General features: G+C 41.4%; 19 protein-coding genes. 4 read left to right on the top strand and 15 right to left on the bottom strand.

The features are described 5' to 3' along the window. Positions 1 to 122 precede the first annotated feature (122 nt). From nusA to VF06_RS03105, 3 genes are all read right to left on the bottom strand, one after another. Positions 123 to 1,418, bottom strand: a complete 1,296-nt coding sequence (gene nusA / locus VF06_RS03115; RefSeq protein ID WP_180267236.1) for a transcription termination factor NusA — start codon at positions 1,416 to 1,418, stop codon at positions 123 to 125. 241 nt (positions 1,419 to 1,659) lie between these two features. Continuing rightward, a complete protein-coding gene (gene rimP, locus VF06_RS03110) occupies positions 1,660 to 2,121 on the bottom strand; it encodes a ribosome maturation factor RimP (RefSeq protein WP_099069647.1) in 462 nt (153 codons plus the stop codon). A gap of 203 nt (positions 2,122 to 2,324) precedes the next feature. Continuing rightward, positions 2,325 to 3,764 (bottom strand): hypothetical protein, encoded by a 1,440-nt coding sequence (locus tag VF06_RS03105; RefSeq protein WP_099073480.1) that lies wholly within the window; start codon positions 3,762 to 3,764, stop codon positions 2,325 to 2,327. 364 nt (positions 3,765 to 4,128) lie between these two features. Between VF06_RS03105 and VF06_RS03100 the strand changes: the two genes are divergently transcribed. After that, positions 4,129 to 4,818: a peptidoglycan-binding domain-containing protein gene (locus VF06_RS03100; RefSeq protein WP_099069803.1), complete on the top strand. Its 690-nt coding sequence runs from the start codon at positions 4,129 to 4,131 to the stop codon at positions 4,816 to 4,818. A 71-nt stretch (positions 4,819 to 4,889) separates the two neighbouring features. Here VF06_RS03100 and VF06_RS03095 read toward each other — a convergent pair whose 3' ends face one another. Together VF06_RS03095 and VF06_RS03090 are read right to left on the bottom strand one after the other, a co-directional pair. Next, positions 4,890 to 5,780: an SDH family Clp fold serine proteinase gene (locus VF06_RS03095; protein ID WP_099069802.1), complete on the bottom strand. Its 891-nt coding sequence runs from the start codon at positions 5,778 to 5,780 to the stop codon at positions 4,890 to 4,892. Positions 5,781 to 5,986: 206 nt separating this feature from the next. Beyond that, positions 5,987 to 7,903: a serine/threonine-protein kinase gene (locus VF06_RS03090; RefSeq protein WP_099069801.1), complete on the bottom strand. Its 1,917-nt coding sequence runs from the start codon at positions 7,901 to 7,903 to the stop codon at positions 5,987 to 5,989. A gap of 296 nt (positions 7,904 to 8,199) precedes the next feature. Here VF06_RS03090 and VF06_RS03085 point away from each other — a divergent pair, with 296 nt between their 5' ends. After that, on the top strand, positions 8,200 to 9,108 hold the full coding sequence (locus tag VF06_RS03085; RefSeq protein WP_099069800.1) for a Tll0287-like domain-containing protein: 909 nt from the start codon (positions 8,200 to 8,202) through the stop codon (positions 9,106 to 9,108). 116 nt (positions 9,109 to 9,224) lie between these two features. On the opposite strand, the gene VF06_RS03080 is transcribed toward VF06_RS03085, so the two are convergent. The 4 genes from VF06_RS03080 to VF06_RS03070 all read right to left on the bottom strand — a co-directional run bounded on the left by VF06_RS03080 (position 9,225) and on the right by VF06_RS03070 (position 12,059). Next, a complete protein-coding gene (locus tag VF06_RS03080) occupies positions 9,225 to 10,469 on the bottom strand; it encodes a serine/threonine-protein kinase (RefSeq protein WP_099069799.1) in 1,245 nt (414 codons plus the stop codon). Positions 10,470 to 11,430: 961 nt separating this feature from the next. Continuing rightward, positions 11,431 to 11,613, bottom strand: a complete 183-nt coding sequence (locus VF06_RS43340; RefSeq protein ID WP_306609541.1) for a hypothetical protein — start codon at positions 11,611 to 11,613, stop codon at positions 11,431 to 11,433. Positions 11,614 to 11,640: 27 nt separating this feature from the next. Beyond that, positions 11,641 to 11,796 carry a hypothetical protein gene (locus VF06_RS43335; protein WP_306419463.1) on the bottom strand — a complete coding sequence of 52 codons (156 nt, stop codon included), beginning with the start codon at positions 11,794 to 11,796 and terminating at the stop codon, positions 11,641 to 11,643. Positions 11,797 to 11,801: 5 nt separating this feature from the next. Next, positions 11,802 to 12,059, bottom strand: a complete 258-nt coding sequence (locus VF06_RS03070) for a hypothetical protein (protein ID WP_099069798.1) — start codon at positions 12,057 to 12,059, stop codon at positions 11,802 to 11,804. A gap of 365 nt (positions 12,060 to 12,424) precedes the next feature. Here VF06_RS03070 and VF06_RS03065 point away from each other — a divergent pair, with 365 nt between their 5' ends. Beyond that, the gene (locus VF06_RS03065; protein ID WP_099069797.1) at positions 12,425 to 12,892 is read left to right on the top strand and encodes a hypothetical protein; all 468 of its coding nucleotides are present in this window, start codon (positions 12,425 to 12,427) and stop codon (positions 12,890 to 12,892) included. A 341-nt stretch (positions 12,893 to 13,233) separates the two neighbouring features. Here the strand turns inward: VF06_RS03065 and VF06_RS03060 are convergent, their stop codons facing one another. The 6 genes from VF06_RS03060 to VF06_RS03035 all read right to left on the bottom strand — a co-directional run bounded on the left by VF06_RS03060 (position 13,234) and on the right by VF06_RS03035 (position 17,712). Further along, a complete protein-coding gene (locus tag VF06_RS03060) occupies positions 13,234 to 13,683 on the bottom strand; it encodes an HNH endonuclease (RefSeq protein ID WP_099069796.1) in 450 nt (149 codons plus the stop codon). Then, entirely contained in the window at positions 13,676 to 13,915 is a 240-nt protein-coding gene (locus tag VF06_RS03055; protein WP_099069795.1) for a hypothetical protein, read from the bottom strand. The genes VF06_RS03060 and VF06_RS03055 overlap by 8 nt, the downstream gene beginning before the upstream one ends. Before the next feature lie 141 nt (positions 13,916 to 14,056). After that, positions 14,057 to 14,383: a DUF433 domain-containing protein gene (locus tag VF06_RS03050; protein WP_099069794.1), complete on the bottom strand. Its 327-nt coding sequence runs from the start codon at positions 14,381 to 14,383 to the stop codon at positions 14,057 to 14,059. Between the two features lie 56 nt (positions 14,384 to 14,439). Next, entirely contained in the window at positions 14,440 to 14,688 is a 249-nt protein-coding gene (locus tag VF06_RS03045) for a UPF0175 family protein (protein ID WP_099069793.1), read from the bottom strand. 53 nt (positions 14,689 to 14,741) lie between these two features. Beyond that, complete coding sequence (locus VF06_RS03040) at positions 14,742 to 17,354, bottom strand: protein kinase domain-containing protein (protein ID WP_099069792.1); 2,613 nt, start codon at positions 17,352 to 17,354, stop codon at positions 14,742 to 14,744. 157 nt (positions 17,355 to 17,511) lie between these two features. Continuing rightward, on the bottom strand, positions 17,512 to 17,712 hold the full coding sequence (locus VF06_RS03035; RefSeq protein WP_099069791.1) for a type II toxin-antitoxin system HicB family antitoxin: 201 nt from the start codon (positions 17,710 to 17,712) through the stop codon (positions 17,512 to 17,514). Positions 17,713 to 17,786: 74 nt separating this feature from the next. Here VF06_RS03035 and VF06_RS03030 point away from each other — a divergent pair, with 74 nt between their 5' ends. Beyond that, positions 17,787 to 18,071, top strand: a complete 285-nt coding sequence (locus VF06_RS03030; RefSeq protein ID WP_099069790.1) for a hypothetical protein — start codon at positions 17,787 to 17,789, stop codon at positions 18,069 to 18,071. The last annotated feature ends 3 nt before the right edge of the window (positions 18,072 to 18,074 follow it).

The following is an 18,074-nucleotide window of genomic DNA, read 5'->3' as shown; positions in this document are numbered from 1 at the left end:
TTTTGGGTGTAGAAAGAAGGTCGCTATTACTATTTTTTACTTATACCAACTCGTTTTGCTGCAAAAAATCTTTGAGATTGAGACTTAAATCAACAGTAACAAAATTTAACAAGATTGATAAGTTATTCTTCATCCTCAGCATCAAAAGTATCATTATCTAATTCTTCTTCTAATTCGTCTTGATTTTCGGTGTCTAATTCTTCAAAATCAACATCATCCTCTTCTTGCTCTGCTTGATATTTAGCTCTAGAAGCTATAAATTTAGCATCTTCTCCGGCATGGTCGTACTTAGCTTTGTCTTTTATATCAATTTTCCACCCTGTCAAACGCGCTGCCAAACGGACATTTTGTCCTTCTTTGCCGATGGCCAAACTCAGTTGGTCTTCAGCCACTAGCACGTGAGTTTGCCGAGTTTCTGGATCCATGAGGCGGACTTCATCCACTCGTGCTGGACTCAGGGCGTTGGCAATATATGTTGCTGGGTCTGGCGACCAACGAATTACATCTATTTTTTCACCCCGTAATTCGTTGACTACCACTTGAATTCGCGAACCCCTAGCTCCGATACATGCACCCACTGGGTCTACATCGCGATCGAGAGTATCTACAGCTATTTTAGTCCTGGGGCCTACATAACGGGAAGGGGGGTTTGCCTCCCTTGCTACGGCAACAATCCGTACCACTTCGTCTTCGATTTCTGGGACTTCATTGGCAAATAGATAAACTACTAAACCAGCATCGGCTCTTGATACTAGTAACTGCGGCCCTCGTTGCTGACCTTGGGAAACTTTTTTGAGATATACCTTAAAGGTGGCGTTTGCTCGATAATTATCGTTTGGTAGCTGTTCGCGTTTGGGTAATTCTGCTTCTACTTCTGGCTGACCAAAGCCACTGCTAACTGCCAAAATTACGGATTGACGTTCAAACCGTAAAACTCTTGCTTGCAAAACAGTTCCTTCTAAATCTTGAAACTCTTCTTGCACCATTTGACGCTGCTGATCCCGGAGTTTTTGGGCTAGTACTTGCTTGGTTTGCATAGCAGCCATGCGCCCAAATTCTCCTTGATCTGGTGTCACATCCAGCACCACAGAGTCGCCTAACTGTGCTTCTGGAGCTACTAGTTGAACTTCATCTAGAGAAATTTGATGGTCTGTATTACTGAGTTTTTCTTTTTCAACAATAATTTTAGTAGAAAGAACGCGAAATCCTTCTTCTTCTATATCCAGTTCTACTTCAAAATTATCAAAATAATCTTCGTCAAACTGTTTGCGTTCTAGATTTTGGGCGCGACGATAACGTTCGTAACCTTTAAGTAGCGCTTCTCTAATAGCTGATTGAACTGCAAGACGAGGTAAATTGCGCTCCCGACTAATACTTTCAATTAGTTCTTTTAATCCAGGTAAAGTAACCATTGACATAAGCAATCTCCTGTAAAAATTAGGGACTGGGGATTGGGGATTAGGGAATGGGGCATGGAGCATGGGGCATGGTAAGACACAGGGGGGCAGAGAAAGTGGGGCAGATGGGAAAGACTGACTGCAACTTCCCGTCTGCACTGAAGCTCTTCTGCTCCCCTGCTCCTCTACTGTTGTATTCCCCCAGTTTCTATTCCCTAATTTCTAATTCCCAGTGCCCAGTTCCCAGTCCCTAGTCATTTGTTTATCGGCCTTCGTCTAGCTGCACCCTAGTAATTAGAGAGCGCTGAATTTCGACTACACGACCTTTTTGATTTAAGTAAACTGCTGTCTCATCCCGGCGAATCAGCTGACCAGTCCACTCTTGTTGTCCCTCATAAGGTGGGGAAGTGGAGATAATGACAGGAAATCCTTTAAAAGAGATAAACTCCCTGTCGGTGACCAATTGCCGCGAAATACCAGGACTGGACACTTCCAAGACATAAGCATCTGGAAAGATTTCCGCAGCATCTAAGGAGGTTTCTAAAGCACGGCTCATTTTCTCACAATCATTTAATCCAGTGTCTTGCTGAGGATTGCGAATATCTACCCGCAATACTGGTGGACTTTGGTTAGTGTGAAAAACCACGCCCACTAGTTCTAATCCCAGTTCTTGTGCCACTGGTGTTGCCAAATCAATAATTTTTGGTACTAAGGGATGAGCCATGAGAAAATTCAATAAAAAAAGTGGGCATCGACCCACTTCCTGCGATAGGGATATCTTCCAAGAAGTCTTGTGACGAACCAATGCTGGTTCGCCCTAATTCGAGTTTAGCGCATTTATTCTGTAGTGGGGCATTGGGCAAACAGGGCATGGGGCAGAGGGGTAGGGGGCGGGGGCAGAGGGGAAGATTTTCTCCCTTGTCTCCCTCATCTCCCTGTAAAACTAGTACCTTTATCAACTACTGCTGGAAGTGATGCTTGTGTTCGTAGCTGTCTGGTTTGCTCGATGATTTGCTCGATATCTTCCTGGGACAAACGCTGAACGTAGTTAATTTTAATTTCTTCTAAGAAGTCAGAAAGTAAACTCTCGATTTCTGCAAGTAAGTGCTTTTTTTTGATTTGTCCTGTTAAGGCGTCGCTGAAACTTTGTATTAGTTGACTGGTGAGTTTTGCACCAACAGGGTCTTCAACAGCACTAACTAAAGTTTTGTAAAGATTTGTTGTGATTTGGGTTGCTAATTGCTCGCTGAGTTGGCTTTGGGCTTGTCCGATGCCTGGGAGGTTCTGGAGGTTGCGGTAGACGGGAACTTGATGGATGACGGTTTCGATGTTGTGACGCAAAAGGGCAACGATCGCTGGTTGGATTTCTGGTAGCACTTGATACACCACTGTTTTTACCAATAAACCTGCGATCGCTTCTATTTCATTGACATTATTAATATCTATGTAAGAGCGCACATTTTCTTGTTGCGATAGCCAACGGATCAATTCACCCCGCTTAATGGAAGCCTGGACTTGGTTGATCACTCTCACCACTACAATTTCTGTCAATTCTTCGGCAAAATTGGCCACGATCCCCTGATTAATTTGTCGGCGCACTGGATGTAGACTCAATAACTTTGCTTGGTCGAGGCGCACCAATACGGGTATAATTCGTAGCCAACGAAAAAATGGTAATAATAAGAACAAATCATACCAACGCCACAACAGTGCTTCTAGCCAGCTTAAACCGACATGTTGGCGTTTGATAAAAAAGGTACGCCCCAGCAATTCTAGAGCAAATAAAATTACAAATACTGAGTCAATAATCCAGAAATTATTGATAAATTCCCCACTTTCTGCAATTCTACGGTAGTAGTTAGTAGCAATTAAAGGGCGTATTCTCTGGTTGAAAAAATTAATTTCTTGCAGCCAGCCTTTTTGGGTTAAGTAGGGTTGACTCCAAAAAATGGCAAAGGACTGTTTTGCAGATTCGTTGTTGATGCGATCGCGCATCCGATTTTTGATTTTTTCTAGAGTACCACTCTTATTCGCTCCCGCAAATGGATTAGTATCAATCATCTCGTTGCTCAAACGAGTTATTTCCTCTAGCTGGTTTTTTACCTCAGGGGATTGTAATCCTGTTTGGCTGACTTGTTCTTCTAATGCATCTAAGGTTTGTAAATATTTTTTTGTGTCTCGATGCGTTTCAATACCTTTGATGGGGTCATAAATCTGGACAATTTGGGGAAATTTTTGTAAGTATAAATCCCGCCATTGTACGTAACTTAAATCAAACAAAACTAAACTTAAGTTTACTGTGGCCAGGATTGCCATAAATCTTTCAAACCATAGATTACGCTTGTCAGAATTTTTTATATTTTTCATTTTTTTTGTTTTAAATTATACAGGTTTCTGGATTTTCAATATTCACTGGTAAGAATTCAGGAGTCAGAATACTTAAAGAATTAGGAAAAAATTTGACCGATAAATGTACTGCTCATGCTGAATTTTTACCCTGTCTGATTTATTGACTGCCAGGTTTTGACAACGAATTTGCTTCGCTAATATAAGATACTTCTTTTGATGGATGACACAAATTGGTTTTTATATTTTCAGTTAAGTTTGACAAATATAAATTACGAATTATTCAATAATCATGAAACAATTACGAAAAAAGTTATTAAAGAAACTTAAAATGCAGCTGTTAAAGTCTATAATCCTGCTGATTTAACCCAAAGGAGTTTTCATTATGTGGTGTGGGTTTGGAAAATCAAGCGCGACTTTTGCTGCTACCTGCCTGTTAAGTGCTAGCATAGTAATTGCAGACACAGGTTTTGCAGCCCCTCAAGGTAGTTACACGCCACAGCAATTTCGTGCTGTGTTGCGGGGGTTAGGCTATACCGTCAAGGTAACAAATACCCCATTGACGGATGAAGAAACCAAAAAAGCAATTCGTGAATTTCAGACTGGTTACAGACTAAAACCAGTTGATGGCATAGCCGGGCCACAAACCCAAGCTTATGCTGCTAACATCGTTAAAATTCTCCAAGGAAATTTGAATGCGGTAGTGAAGCCGAATCCTCCGCTTCCTCGCGATCAATTTTATGGGCCTCAGACCGAAGCAGTGGTGAAGGAATACCAGAAAAAGAACCAGTTGCAAGAAACTGGAATTGCTAATTTAGCACTCCGGCAAAAGCTGGATGCAGAAGCTAAGGCACTTGTGGGTCAGCCAACTACTAAGCCATCACCTACACCGACGGCAAAACCGACGGCAAAACCGACGACTAAACCGACGACTAAACCGAGTCCGACACCGACTGCTACTCCCACAGCTACGCCAACTGCAACCCCCACGCCTACGCCAACAGCTACGCCAACTGCAACCCCCACGGCTACACCAACAGCTACACCAACACCTACCCCCACTGCTACACCTTAATTCCTTGATTTATTGTTGTAGAGACGTTGCATTGCAACGTCTCTACTTCGTTGATTCACATCAGATGTGAATTAGGAATTATTGGGTTCTTCTAAAGGTCTGCCTTTGGGGACAGGTAGAGATGGACTGCGGTCATTGTAAGGCATAGGAATGTACTGGACAGTGGGTCGCCCCCCTTGTGGCTGTGGGTACAAATCCATCAAATCATATATGGAATTGGGCAATCCAACGGTTATTGGCAGACCCATTTCTGTGGCTTCCTCAACAGTGATGGGATAGTCATGGGTAACGCGTCCAGTTGTTAAGGCTTCGATAATCGATTCGATATTTTCTGGCAGAACTTTTTGTTTGGGTATACTGTCTTTGAGGAGAGTCCGCACAAAGCGTTGTACTTGCTGTATTGCTTTACGTGCGAGGTCAGCCATAATGAGGGTTTGGTCATCAACCTCACTGATGGGTTTATCTTCAACTACTTTGATGATACTTGCTGCTGGGTAATTACCGAGTTGGGGATCGACTGGGCCTAAAACAGCGTTGGCGTCCATAACAATTTCATCGGAAGCGAGAGCCAGCATTGTACCGCCACTCATAGCGTAGTGGGGTACAAAGACAGTTACTTTTGCTTGGTGACGAATTAATGCTCTAGCAATTTGTTCTGTGGCTAAAACTAAACCCCCAGGAGTGTGCAAAATTAAGTCAATGGGTACATCTGGAGGAGTGAGACGAATTGCTCGCAATATTTGTTCTGAGTCTTCGATAGTAATGTAGCGAGATAAGGGAATTCCCAGTAAACTAATGGACTCTTGGCGGTGAATTAGCAAAATCACGCGACTTTTGCGTTGCTGCTGGAATTCCTGTAAAGCACGCAAGCGCCGATATTCTATTTGGCGTTTTTGCCAAAGGGGTTGCAGAGAAGTAAGAAGCAGGAAAATCCAAAATAAATCGCCAATACCAAAGCCCATAAATTTATTTATTGTTGAAAAATAACGGTTACGCCATTATTTTGACAAGTTTCAGGCGATCGCAATTCTATCTCAAGGTTAGATGAGGGGAGGTATTGGGTATTGGGCATGGGGAGTAGGGGAAAAGGTTAAAGGGAAAAGGGAAAAGGAAATAAATTTAATCTTTCCCCTTTCCCCATGCCCCATGCTTCCCTACCCCATCCCCCTCATCTCTCACGTCGCCAAATTTTAATCGTATCGTCATCGCCGCCACTGACTAAGGTTTGTCCATCAGGACTGAAGGCGACGCATCTAACATAGCTGGAATGCCCTGTTAGTGTGCTGATTTCTCTACCAGTGTGTAGATGCCACAGTTTGATGGTGTTGTCCCAGCTACCACTAGCGAGAAATTGTCTATCGGAACTAAAGGCCACTGACCAAACTGAATCAGAATGACCGCTAAGGGTGCGAATTTCTCTGCCTGTATTTACATGCCACAGTTTAATTGTGTTATCGCCACTACCGCTGGCGAGAATTTCTCCATCGTGGCTGAAGGCAATACAGTTAACAAAAAAGGTGTGTCCAACTAACGTGGAAATGTTTCTCCCTGTGTATACTTGCCACAGTTTGATGGTGTAGTCATTACTTCCACTAGCTATTATTTGTTTGTCTTGGTTGTTGGTTGTAACTGTTCTGGGGGAGTAGGCGAGTGATGAAACTGGGTCAGTATGACCTCTGAAAGTTTGGATTTCAATGCCAGTGTTTACTTGCCAGATTTTAATTGTACAGTCAGCGCCACCACTGATGAGCAGTTTGCCGTCTGGACTGAAGGCAACGGAATTTACCCAGTTGGTATGACCAGTGAGAGTACGAATTTCTTTGCCTGTGTTGATATCCCACAATTTAATTGTGTTGTCCCAACTAGCGCTAGCTAAAATTCCTGAGTTGATATCTGTAAACCCGGTAGTTCTAGCAGACTCTCCTTGATAAGAAGAATTTGGGGAAATTGGACTAAAGGCAAGAGAATGAACCATGTTGGAATGACCGGAAAACCAACGGCCTAATTGACGCACGAGCTTACCGGTACTCAGTTGCCAAAGTTTGATAGTTCTGTCGTTGCTACCACTAGCAAGATATTGTCCGTCTGGGCTAATGGCGATGGCATGAACCATACTAGAATGACCTTTAAGGGTCTGTATGCATTGCCAATTTTGCCGAGCTAATATGACAACAGGCGGTGCTGATTGCACACTAGGTTTGAGTGATTCTTGTTTGGGTTTGCTCGCTAAAGATAATGGTATTGTTGCTAAATCTTCTCTAGAATCACCTTCAAGTAAATTCAACCATTCTTGCACGGACTGGGGACGATAAGTTGACTCCAAATCCATGCCGCACATAATAGCTTGATTTACTTTATTACTAATGTTGGGATTAAAGTATTGTGGTGGTTCTAATTTAACATTGTGACGGCGATCGTCTGCACTGGTTGGTACAACTCCTGTAAGCAAATTGTATAAAGTAGCAGCTAGGGCATAAATATCAATGTATTCCCCTCGTGGCGCTTCTAATTCATACTGTTCAGGCGGGGCAAAACCAGGAGTGCGATACACTGTATGCCTTTGCACTACATTAGGAATAAATTCTCTAGAAATGCCAAAGTCTATCAGCACTGCTTCTGATTTATCAATGCGAATCATGATGTTGCGCGGTTTGAGATCCCGATGCAACAGCCCTTTAGAATGAATCAGCGTTAAAGCGTCGCCAATTTGCCGAATATATAACAGTGCTTCTGTTTCTGATAGCAAACCTACCCGCTTTAAGCGTTGTCCTAAGTCTTCGCCTTGGATGTACTCCATCACCATACAAGGCGAATTTCCTTCATCAAAAACGTTTTCTATTTGTACTATATGAGGATGGTGACACACAGCCAGCCGAACGGCTTCATCACGGAAGTCTTGCCGTAATTTATTTCGGTGGAGTATCCAAGCGGGGTGATTGAGGATTTCTTCTTTGAGAGTTTTGATTACTCGCAGTTGATTTCTTTGATTTCTGGCAAGATAAGTGATGCCAATTCCACCTTCGCCTAGTTGGCTTTCAATAATGTAGCGTCCTCCGAATAAAGACTTTCCTGAATTCCACACCATTAGTAATATTTGATGTTTTCTGGTATTTATTTTGGCACGGTATCAGAACAGCCAACATGAATTTTTAGGAATTCTATTTGTATTGTTGTTGTAGCTTTCTGAAGTTAGTTACTTAGATAACATTTTTATCTCCCCAATAGTTACTATTAATTAATAGTATAAATTTAGATATATCCTGATAGTTTTAGTTAAACTATGCCTTTACAGCAAAATATGAAGCTTGATTGCTAATCCTATCAACCATCGCTTGAGCCATATTTGTTCATAATAATTTGACTTGTAGGTAATCTAAAATTATGCTGAAGAATCTAAATCTGAAACAAAAATTTACAATTCTGCTGCTAGTAATTTTGACATTTGGTCTGAGCTTAAGCGGATTTGCCCTTTCTTCTTTGCTGAGGGAGAATGCTAAACAAGATATCAGCTCAACAGCTTTGATGCTGATGCAAACAATGAGTTCTGTTCGTAAGTACACTAGTACTCAAGTGAATCCAGAGTTAGCTGATAAATTAGCAACGGAGTTTTTGCCGCAAAGTGTACCTGGATACTCAGCACGGGAGGTATTTGAAATTTTGCGGAAAACACCAGAGTACCGTGACTTTTTTTATAAAGAAGCAACTCTCAACCCCACTAATCTTCGGGATAAGGCAGACGGCTTTGAAACAGAAATTGTAGAAAAGTTTAGGAATAAACCAGACTTGAAAGAAGTGAGTGGATTTCGCTCAATTCCTGGTGGAGATATCTTTTATGTTGCTCGTCCCCTACCGGTTTCTGAAGAAAGTTGTTTGAAGTGTCACAGTGTACCTGAAGCCGCACCTCAAAGTATGATTACTCTTTATGGTGCAGCTAATGGATTTGGATGGAAGCTAAACGAAATTGTTGGCGCTCAAATTATCTCAGTACCAGCTAATAACGTTATTAACAAAGCTAATCAATCTTCTTTATTAATCCTTCTCATTGTATCAACGATTTTTATCGCAACTATTCTGTTAGTGAACTTTTTCTTAAATCGACAAGTTGTTATTCCTCTCAAGCGCATGACTCGCATTGCAGAGGAAGTGAGTACGGGACATCTAGAAGTTGAATTCGAGCAAATGTCTAATGATGAAATTGGTAATCTAGCTAGAGCTTTTAAGCGGATGCAATTAAGCTTAGAAATGGCAATGAAACGAATCAAACGTACTCATGGAGGTACGGTTGAATAAATAATCAATTAACTAATATTCAACGGGTTGAAGTGGTTGATTGTTGACTGTGAACCGTCAACAGTCAAAAGATAAAAACAGAATATTTTTGTCTCTACTTTTTCAAATTTAAATCCTTAGGAAAATAAGCTTTTTTTAAATTCAAAAGCTGCTTGAAAGTTAGGAATTTCTGCGGCTATCAATTCCACAAAATGGTCTGGTGAAATGTAAGGATTTTGAGCCAATATTTCTTCTATAACTAGAGTTGCCATTGGCCCGATGTGGTAAGCTAACTCTTGCTGACAGTGTTTAACAAATGCTGGATTGAGAGAAGGTTGTTGTTGTTCGATTTGTCCAATTTGTGGAGTTGTAGGTAAACTGGGCGAACTAAAGATGGTCTCTCCGAGTTGGTTGTATGAGTCGGTAATTGCCGACATGGCTTGATATTGAGGATTAAATACGGTGGTAGGTGAATCATTCACCACCGCAGGTAAAATTGCTACTTTTGATTCTTCCAGACGCCTTAAATCTGCGATGACTTCTGTTGCTGTTTGGTATCGCTTGTTGGGTCTATCGGCTAACATGCAATCGAGTATTTGAGCAAAACCATCAGTAACATAGACATAATAACGCCAGTTCCATTCTAAGGAATACTGATCCATTAATAAGGATGGATCTTTTCCTGTGAGCAGTACAATAGCTGTTACTCCCAAAGCATAAATATCACTGGAGGGAGAACATAAACCCAAGCTAATTTGCTCGCGGGGAGCGTATCCTACTTTTCCTACGAGGGACATTTTACCAACAAAAGTTACTTGGTGAGAAGTTTTGGCTTCGTTGATATCAGTAATTTGTTTGCCGACACCAAAATCAATCAGTACTGGCAAATCTTTGCCATCTGGTAACATAATGTTGTCGGGGGAAATATCACGGTGGATAATATTATGCTGGTGGACGTATTCCAATACAGGGAGCAGATTTTTTAGCCACTGAATAACTTCTTCTTCAGAAAAATTTCTTCCTTGGCGTTGCAGTTCTCCTAACAGCCGAGAATATGTTTTTCCATCGACATATTCTTGAACTAAAAATAGCCTACCGTCTCCTTCAAAGCAAGCCAAAAACTTGGGAATTTGGGAATGTTGCAGCTGGTGAAGAATTTTAGCTTCTCTTTTAAATAAGTTGCGATATTGTTCGAGTCCACTTTCCCCTGTACCAATGGGTGCAAACTCTTTGAGAACACAAGCTTCATTAAAGCGACGGGTATCAAATGCCAAATAAGTTCGTCCCAATCCTCCTTGTCCCAAAAGTTTTTGGATAATATAGCGGTTATCAATTAAAGTTCCTGCGGCTATTTCTGGTCTTGTTAAAGGCGACTGTGACATCATCATCGCACTCCTAGCGATCTTACATTTATTGATAGATTATTTAGTTTGCTGAAAGTCACAAACTCTAGCAGATAAAGGCTGATATCATCTGTAAAATAGAGGTTAACACCACTGTCAATATTAGGAAATACACTTTTCTACAATTTCTAAATGCTCTTGTGTGACGAAATTAGCAATTTTTACTTGAGTCGGTTTTAGTATTTTAGTACTAGTTAATATAAGTCAGGATATAACTTGTATCAGCGTAATATCTGCGAGTGCTTCGGGCTTCGCTTTTGAGATTTGTTGTTTAATTTGATCTTAGCTTTGAGTAAGGCGATCGCCACTAGACTAAGCAGCTAGTATTTAGCATACTTCATAGTTTTTGGGCAAAACTGAACTTGCTATATAATTATCAGACTTAAATATTATATTTATTCAAACTAGTTTGCGGGCGATCGCTATTAAAAATTAACTTCTGTGCAACCTCATGTTGCTGCATTAATATATACAGGAATCCGCTTTGATTTATGAAAAAATCTAAGTATCTGTAGTGGCGTATCAAGCCTTAAATGTTGCAATAAAATTTCTTGTGGGATGGGTGTCCTCACCCGTCCGGGCCGGCAGGATGCCCACCCCACAAAAGTTTACTAATGCAATATTTTAGCCTTGCCACGCCACTACGTATCTTTTCAAAAATCAAATAGGAGTCCTATATAAGGTTTCAGCATAAGTTATTATTCTTCTCAAACAAAAAATAGTCTTCCTTACTTATACAGAGTTATTGTTACTTTTATTTATTGTTTATTCTCTATGTTATCAAAGCTGGTTCTTAGTAACATAAGTTAATAAAAAATCAATAAAAAATATCCGCAGTTACAATAATTAATCTAGTTCGTCAGGATTGATGTCTAACTGACGTAAACGTTCTGCTTATTTTGCTCCTTGAATGAATAAGAGACTTGATGCAAGATGTGACTTATCCTAAAGTTAGTAGACCTTCAGGAAAATCAACGACTAATTTTCTGGTCAAAAGCCAAGGTAAACCGAGAAGTACTTCGGCAATTTCATCTCCAGCAATTACAGAAATATTGAATTCTTGACTATCTAAACTAACTGTACCAGTGTCGATATCAAACTGGAATTCTCCTTGTGCGGTCATACGTGTTTCTTCACTTTCCACAAGTTCCTATCCCAGGGAGAGAGCATCTTGAGTATTAATTGCTAACCAGTCGGTAAAACCAGTATCGAATAGTGCATCAACTGTGATAACCAAACCATCGGATGCTACGAGGTCGATTTCAAAAATCAACTCGCCTTGGTTGGTAAATTTTCCTTCAATCAATTTGTTTAGCTATGCTTCTGTGGAATTAATTGAAAGGTACAAATTAATCTAGAAGGATTTTTTTGTTTTGCTTGCTCTTGGGCTAAAGCTTTATTGACATTGAGAAAATAATCGCCGCTATCAGGTTCGATAGCAACATACCAGCCCGCATAACTGTTAACTAATTCAGAGTACACCCGATCGTATATTTGACGCACCCTTTTTACATATCCTGGGTTGGCTAACTTTGGTGATAATTGATTTGTATATTGCCTAATTCCCACTAAAGGACGAATAAGTCGGGAATGTTCTCTAGGGTGGTGTTAATTTTTGGCAGCAAAAGATTCTTCTGGAAGTGATGACTTTTGATCTGCAACTGGTAGATTTTCACTGGAGAGATTACTCATAGTTAATCTTGTTAGTTGTAAAACTTTGGAATTGCCTCTGCTACTATTATCTCTAAATGTTCGGCTTCCTTTGCTCAAATGTCACTGCACTTCAATGGTGAAAGTTGCTCAAGGCTGGTAATTAGGGAAATATTACTTAATTAAAAGTATAAAAATTTTTTCTTTATTGCTGATAAATAACTATGATTGCCTAAATAACTTGGGGAATACTGAAAATAAGTACCTGAAAGAGAGTATTAAAAATGGCAGAAAATAAAGTTAGTGCAAAACTTTCCTCCGCAGACAGGGAAGCCGTGATGCAAGCAATTACTACTATTCGCCAAAAGTTACCGTTCTTGATTGATTTGACAACCGAGGAACGTAAAGCTTTACCTAAACTGGGAGATAAGAGTCGGGCGTTTGTGAGTAAGGCGTTGGAAATTGCCACACAAAACCCTGACTTCTTACCGCGTTCTTTTGACTTGGATGAAATGCGTCAAGATATCGAATTATTTGAAGCCCTGTATCCCATTATGCTGTCGTTGACGCAACTGCAAGGACTCGTGGATGATACATCTGTGGCTGTGGGTAGCGAAGCTTATGCGGCGGGTTTAATGGTATATAACTATGCCAAAGTTAGTGGTAAAGGCGCTGGTTTAGAGTCAATGGTTGATGATTTAGGGCGAAGATTTGCCCGCAAAGCTAAAAAAGTGCAACCACAAACTTCATAAGTCGAGAAATTAACTCGACGCTTGTACCTAAAAACATAAAACTTTTTGCTCTGAGCTTGGGTGTTTTCGTTTAAAGTGAGACACTCCGAGTTCAGAGCATTAATATTTTAGTTCCAAGTGAGAACGTTTTCGTTTGAAACGAGAACATTCCGGTTTCAAGTGAGAACGTTTTGGGTTGAAACGAGAAATTTTCGGTTTGAAGTGAGAACGTTCTGGGTTGAAACGAGAAATTTTCGGTTTGAAGTGAGAATGTTTTCGTTTAAAGTTAAAATTTTTGCGTTTAGAACTAAACAGTAGTAGGTTCAAGAGCAATACGCTTCAGCTAAAGAGAATCATAGCGACTAGCTTTTTCGGGTATCCTCACTAGGAGGATGCAAGCCGGCTTGAAACCAAAAACCCCGCGCACTGCGAATTGAGTCATCTTCTGGATAGCGTTCATCGTTCATATCAAGTCGGTTGCAGGTTGCTCTACCAGTTGGTGTAATTCCGATAATTGTCCTACCATCTGCTGACCAGAGAAAATGCTCTGACCAAATTTGTTGACGAGGATTAAAGAGGGGTACTACTGCTTGAGTCTCTGAGTCATATCCCGCGACAAAGTTGTAGCGACGTTCATTACAACGACGACAAGCCAAGGCTAAATTATTAATTTCATCACCACCACCAATAGACTTTGGTATCAAATGGTCTACTGTAAATCTTGTGGTAGAAATGCGTTCTGGAGAATGGCAATACTCGCACAGATAATTGGCGCGTTTGCGGACAATTTCTTTAGTAGCATCATCAATCATTTTTTTGAGCTACCAGCATCGCATTGATATGGGTGAAAATTCTATCTAGTTCTCCAATTTCTTCAAGTTCGATAACTTCTTCTGGAGTTAGTAAATCAGCTTTTTTGCGTTCTAAAAGTTCTTCCATCCGTGCTTGCAGTTCATCATTAAATTTGAACAGGTTAAATTTATCCAGCTTTTCTATTCTGATACTGCCAATCAAGGATGAAGGTCTAGCGATTACAGTTGTCATAGTTAGAGCGATATAATTTACAGATATGTGCTTTTATTTTAGTGTTGTAATAGCTTGCTTCGTAAGGAAGTTAGGGCATCATAGCCTAACTAGCGCAGTTCTCTGACTATATCTATAGGAAAATTTTCATTAGAGTAAAGCTTAACCATCATCATCCTCAGCGAACGTGATGATTGCTCGATCTAATTGTTCTTGGTGCTGTTCATAATAAATCCAGGCAGCTTTTAGATCGTCATGGGTTAGGGTAGGGTAGTTTCGCAGCAACTCTTCCTCATCTGCTCCCTGTTGGCGAAAAGCCACCAGCGTCCACACAGGGATGCGCGTGTTGCGAATGCGTGGCTGTCCACCGCAGACACCGACTGTCACTTGAATTGGCTGCCTGCTTAGTCGCTGTTGCAGAAAAATGCGTTCTTTTGGGGTGAGGGATTCGATGATTTGTACCAGCGAATCGACCAATCGCGTGTTCATTTCCGTTTTCTAAAATTATCCGTCCACAAGTGTTGCTGTCTTGCATTGCTTAAACGTCACAACCTGCCTAACTCCCACAAGTTTTTTAAATCGAGTTCAAAATCTTCTATATCATAAGAGTAAAGAGGAATTTTGCGCTCTTTGAGCAGCTGTCGAAACTGTACTTTATCCATTTCTGCTAACTTGCTGGCGTGTCCTATAGACAATTTACCAGACTCAAACAATAGCAATGCAATTTCCTGCTTGAATTCGGCTGCGGTCATCTCACAGGCATTTAAGGTTTCATCGGATATAATGACGCTCATATATATTGATCGCCTGCTAGTTCTAATATTATTGTGACGCTGTTATTCTACAACTAGCTGCGTCGCCAAATTTTGATATTTCCGCTAGCATCTCCAGCAGTAAGCCAACTTCCAACGGGGCTAAAGACGACGGAAATAACTGAGTCAAAAAGACTGAGGGTCCCAATTTCTCTACCTGTTTGCACCTCCCACAGTTTGATAGTCTTGTCGCTACTACCACTAGCCAAGGTTTGCCCATCACTACTGATGGCAACAGAATTAACCCAGTTAGAATGACCAGTTAGGGTGTGAATTTCTCTACCTGTTTGCACCTCCCACAGTTTGATAGTCTTGTCGCCACTACCACTAGCCAAGGTTTGCCCATCGCTACTGATGGCAACGGAACTAACCGAGTTAGAATGACCAGTTAGGGTGCCAATTTCTCTACCTGTTTGCACCTCCCACAGTTTGATAGTCTTGTCGCTACTACCACTAGCCAAGGTTTGCCCATCGCTACTGATGGCAACGGAAGTAACCGAGTTAGAATGACCAGTTAGGGTGTGAATTTCTCTACCTGTTTGCACCTCCCACAGTTTGATAGTCTTGTCGCCACTACCACTAGCCAAGGTTTGCCCATCGCTACTGATGCCAACGGAAGTAACCGAGTTAGAATGACTAGTTAAGGTGTGAATTTCTCTTCCTGTTTGCAGATTCCACAGTTTGATATTGTCCCAACTACCACTAGCCAGGGTTTGCCCATCGCTACTGATGGCAACGGAACTAACCCAGTCAGAATGACCAGTTAGGGTGTGAATTTCTCTTCCTGTTTGCAGATTCCATAGTTTGATAGTCTTGTCTCTACTACCACTAGCCAAGATTTGCCCATTGCTACTGATGGCGACGGAACTAATCGAGTTAGAATGACCAGTTAGGGTGTGAATTTCTCTTCCTGTTTGCACCTCCCACAGTTTGATATTGTCGCAACTACCACTAGCCAGGGTTTGCCCATCGCTACTGATGGCAACGGAACTAACCCAGTCAGAATGACCAGTTAGGGTGTGAATTTCTCTTCCTGTTTGCAGATTCCACAGTTTGATAGTCTTGTCGTCACTACCACTAGCCAAGGTTTGCCCATCGCTACTGATGGCAACGGAACTAACCCAGTCAGAATGACCAGTTAGGGTGTGAATTTCTCTTCCTGTTTGCACCTCCCACAGTTTGATATTGTCCCAACTACCACTAGCCAAGATTTGCCCATTGCTACTGATGGCGACGGAACTAACCGAGTCAAAATGACCAGTCAGGGTGTAAATTTCTCTTCGTGTTTGCAGATTCCACAGTTTGATAGTCTTGTCTCTACTACCACTAGCCAAGGTTTGCCCATCGCTACTGATGGCGACGCAATTAACTGAGGAATAATGACCAGTCAGGGTGTAAATTTCTCTTCGTGTTTGCAGATTCCACAGTTTGATAGTCTTGTCTCTACTACCACTAGCCAAGGTTTGCCCATCGCTACTGATAGCGACGGAATAAACCCCAGAAGAATGACCAGTTAGGGTGCAAATTTCTCTTCCTGTTTGCAGATTCCACAGTTTGATAGTCTTGTCCCCACTAGCACTAGCCAAGGTTTGCCCATCGCTACTGATGGCGACGCAATTAACTGAGGAATAATGACCAGTTAGGGTGCGGAGAAGTTGACCTGTAGTTGATGAAAACAAGTGAATGACTTTACCTCCCACACTTGCTAAGATATCTTCCGTGGCGCTAAAGGTTACTATTCCAAAAATCCCTGGAATGATGTGGACGCATTCCCAAGATGGGGGCGTGTAGGGAGGAAATGTTACAGGTTGTGTTGGTGCTACTATCCCCGCAGCTAACAAATCCAACCACTCCTGTACTGACTGGGGGCGAAACCTGTAATTTAACGCCATCCCCTTCATAATTGCGTTATTCACCCTGTCGCCTACACTCGAATTCAATTCTTTAGGCGGTTTTAGGGTAAAATTTTGCAGTCTAACTGGTACTGGCATCGGCAATTGTCCAGTCAGCAAAGAATACAACGTGGCGGCTAAGGCGTAAACATCAATATATTCTCCCCGTTCGGCATGAGGTACATACTGTTCTGGTGGCGCATAACCATGAGTAACACTCTCTGTATGCTGTAAAACTGCACCCGAAATAAATTGTCTAGCAATACCAAAGTCAATTAACACTGCCTCTGGTTTACCCGCACGCATCATAATGTTACCCGGCTTTAAATCCCGATGCAGTAAGCCTTTGTCGTGAACCAGTATCAAAGCTTCGCCAATTTGCCTAATATATTGCAGTGCTTCCGCTTCTGGTAACGCCCCTTTTTCGGTTATTCGCTTTCCCAAATCTTCGCCTTCGATATACTCCATCACCATGCAGGGAAAATTACCTTCATCAAAAACGTTTTCTACCTGCACAATATGAGGATGGTGACACAAAGCCAGTCGCAAAGCTTCATCTCGGAAGTCATGCCGTAATTTATCTTGATGTGGTATCCAGTCAGGATGATTCAGGATTTGTTCTCTGAGGGTTTTGATGACTCGCAACTCGCCGCGTCGATTTTTAGCCAGATAGGTTATGCCTATGCCACCCTCGCCTAATTTTCTCTCGATTATGTAGCGATCGCCAAACAACTGCTGCCCAGAATTCCACGCCATTGGTCAAAACCGTAGTTTCACTGATATTTTATTTTGACACATCATAAATATCAGTTTTTGGCAAGGCTGATGTATAAACTTTGTATGCAATATATCTACATTTAGCTCTTTACTCAACTTTGCTCATAGGCTGTTAAGAATTCATCCCGCGAGATAGCTACTTGAGTGCAAATACTGGTGAGTCATCTTCAAGCATTTCTTTGCCAAATATCTCGATATAGCAGCGAATAGCTGACTTGACATCGGCTAAGGCTTCTTCATAAGTGTTTCCTTGACCAACTACAGCCCCTTTTATACCAAGAGGATAGGCAACATAACCGTCAGAATGTTTTTCAACGATAATTTTGATTTGTCTCATTACTGGTGTTTAACAAGGTAGACTTTAAGCAATGTCGATGGAGTCTACAAGATATATCCAATTGTAATAAACTTATGGCGATCGCAGTAGCTAAACCTTCATCCTGGCTAGAGCAAGGTATTAAACTTCAAAAAGTCAATAAACTTTATCTGTTTAAAATTACAGATGAAATGTCAGATCGGATGCAAGAACTTGTTGATAAAAAAACTGCTGATTCTGAAACACCAGAAGAAGCGGCTGAGTTGGAAGCAATTGGAGAATTAGCGATAATTGTTAGCTACATCAATGGCATGATTGCTAATGAAGCACAAAAATCTAATGAAACAGGGAACCAGGAAGAAGGATTAGATAGGAACTAATCA

This window comes from Nostoc linckia z4 (assembly GCF_002608075.1).
Lineage (GTDB): Bacteria > Cyanobacteriota > Cyanobacteriia > Cyanobacteriales > Nostocaceae > Nostoc > Nostoc linckia.
This window is presented reverse-complemented; position numbering and strand designations above follow the sequence as displayed.